The sequence below is a fragment of the Phenylobacterium sp. genome, assembly GCF_031181185.1.
In the GTDB taxonomy this organism is placed as follows: Bacteria; Pseudomonadota; Alphaproteobacteria; order Caulobacterales; family Caulobacteraceae; genus Phenylobacterium.
Genome location: NZ_JAPSKZ010000298.1, coordinates 1 through 2,406, shown reverse-complemented (window position 1 = coordinate 2,406; position 2,406 = coordinate 1). Strand labels below are relative to the sequence as shown.

At 69.6% G+C, this 2,406-nt stretch carries 2 protein-coding genes and 1 pseudogene; 1 reads left to right on the top strand and 2 read right to left on the bottom strand.

The annotated features are described in order from the left end of the window. Positions 1-501, bottom strand: a pseudogene (locus RIF93_RS20120) (signal peptide peptidase SppA); the annotation flags it as partial. Positions 502-636: 135 nt separating this feature from the next. On the opposite strand from RIF93_RS20120, the gene RIF93_RS20115 reads away from it, so the two are divergent. After that, on the top strand, positions 637-1,515 hold the full coding sequence (locus RIF93_RS20115; RefSeq protein WP_309093219.1) for a creatininase family protein: 879 nt from the start codon (positions 637-639) through the stop codon (positions 1,513-1,515). Between the two features lie 216 nt (positions 1,516-1,731). Here the strand turns inward: RIF93_RS20115 and RIF93_RS20110 are convergent, their stop codons facing one another. Continuing rightward, on the bottom strand, positions 1,732-2,190 hold the full coding sequence (locus tag RIF93_RS20110; protein WP_309093218.1) for a hypothetical protein: 459 nt from the start codon (positions 2,188-2,190) through the stop codon (positions 1,732-1,734). Positions 2,191-2,406: the final 216 nt, after the last annotated feature.

Genomic DNA, 2,406 nt, shown 5'->3' with positions numbered 1-2,406 from the left:
GAAGATGTCCTCGGTGGCGAGGCCGGTGACCTGCAGGGACGCGTTCGGCTGCAGCCAGAAGTCGCCTGAGGCGGCGCCCAGCATATAGGTCGAGGTGACCACGCCGCCGGGATAGATGCCCTGGCTATGGGCGATCACCGGCTTGCCGCTGGCGCGGAAGCGCAGCAGGGCCTGGCGCAGCTCGTCGGCGAAGGCGGGCTCAAGACCGGCCTCAGGCAGGCGCACCAGGAGGCCCTTCACCCGGTCGTCGCGCTTCGCCCGCTCCAGCCCCTCGACGATCGTCATGACAGCCATGGAGTTGCGGCCGAACCCGGCCAGCGGGCTCTGCGGCGCCTGGTCGGTGAGCGCGTCCCGCAGGTCGAGCTCCAGCACCGCGCGCTGGGCCGTAGGCTCGGGCCCGGCGGCGTTCAGCGCCAGGGACACCAGCACGAACGGCACGCCGACCAGGAAGATCATCAGCCCGGCGAAGACACCCGCCGCGGTGATCAGGAACTGTTTCATTCCGCTACCGACACCCACGAACGGCGCCCGGCTTCGCACACAATGCCCCGGCCGCAAAGGGGCGCGTTCGGCGGGGTGCATCCGGCGTGCGCTCACCCCACATCAGCGCGAAGGCCAAGGTCGGGGAGAGGAACGATGACGGGAAGGTTCGCCGCGGCGCTGGCCGCTTTGCTGCTGGCGCTTGGCGCGGCGGGGGCGCGGGCCGAGCCGCCGCGCGCGGCCGCCGACATGACCTGGCTGGAGTTCGAGGCCGCGGCCCGCGGCGGCGCGGTGGCGCTGTGGGCGCTGGGCGCCATGGAGGAGCACGGCCCGCACCTGCCCCTCGACACCGACGTGATCATCCCCGCCCGGCAGTTGGAGCGGGTGGCCGAACGCCTGGCCGCGCGCGGCGTGAAGAGCGTCACCCTGCCGGCCTACGCATGGGGCGTGAACCACGTGACCTCAGCCTTCCCGGGGTCGATCCGGGTGCGACCCGAGGTGATGACCGAGCTGATGGTCGACGTCTTCGACAGCCTGGCCCAGGCGGGCTTCCGCGATGCCTACTGCATCACCGGCCACTACGACGCCGCCCACAGCCGGGCGATCCTGGCGGCCGTGCGGCGCACGAACGCACAAGGCAGGATCCGCGTCCGCTACGTGGCGCCCGAGCCGCTGGGCCGGCGCCTGGGCCTGACGCCGGAGAGCCCAGACGCCCTGCTGGCGCGGTTTCCGCCGCCGCCGGCCGGCCGGCCCTTCGCCGATCTGCACGCCGGGGCGGGCGAGACCTCGGCGGTGCTGCATGTGGCGCCGGAGAAGGTGCGCAGGGACGTGGCCCCGAGGCTCGCCCCCACCGACCTCTCCGAGGCGCAGGTCGCCGCCTGGCGACAGGGCGGCGCGGCGGCGCGGGCGATCACGCCGGACGGCTACCTGGGCGCTCCGGCCGACGCGACGCCCGAGGCGGGGGCGGCCAAGGTGCTGGGCGAGGCCGACGCCTATGCCGACGCGATTCTGGCTGCGAAAGGCCTGGCGCCCTGACCGAAAGCCAGACTCGCAGTTCGGCCCGGAGAGCCGGGCGGAGATTCGCGGGATTTCGGCGGCCAGCCGCGCTCGGGCGCCGGCGTAAGCCGTCTCACGTCCCGCCGAGCCGCGGATCGGGCGGCGTCTGTCTTGCTGAAGGATTTTCCCTGTCTGGCCCAGGGAGGAGAGATGGTCGTGTGGACAGTCGGGGAGCCGGGTGTCTCCCCGGTAAATTCAGTAGGACTCGAAGGTGTCGGGTTGGATCAGGTCGTAGATGTCTGCGAACGATTGCGCTTGGCTAACCTTCTCCAGCAGCGCGCTGAACTCGGCCTCGTCGCCTTCGAAACCCATGTAGTCAGATCGGAACGCGTTAAGTGAATCCACGGTCCTTTGCTTAACCTCAGCCAGTGAAAGGGCTGCCAGCTCTTCTAGTTCGTGCTCGATGCGCGACTGGGGCGGGCCGAACCCGGGCAGAAGGGACAACAGCGAGCCTGCGCGGCCTGTCCGGCGAACGGACAGCACCCGCCAGCGCTGTCCGTCGGAGTCGATGAGCTCCATACCGGCCTGCATGTTCTCCCGGAGGGTGCGGGCCCCGCACTTGGTCAGTCGGTCAAGATCTGGGAATCCCCAGTTTTCCCGGTCCGGGGTGAACCCGAGCACGGGAAAACTGAAGTTGGCTTCGCTGGATCTCATTTGCGCCCCCGAACAAAAGGGGAACATATGCAATCGAGCTTCGCCTGCAAAGCCTCTTCTAGCGTGTCTTCTTCGCTGGTTGCGACGCGAACGGCCGTGTGGCGTTCTCCCACGCATCAGCGGCCCGAGATACGATAGCTGTCGGACCGGACTTCTGCCAATCGGTCGTGCCGTACCAGATGCGTCGGATTGGATCGTATCTCGGCTTGCCTTCCC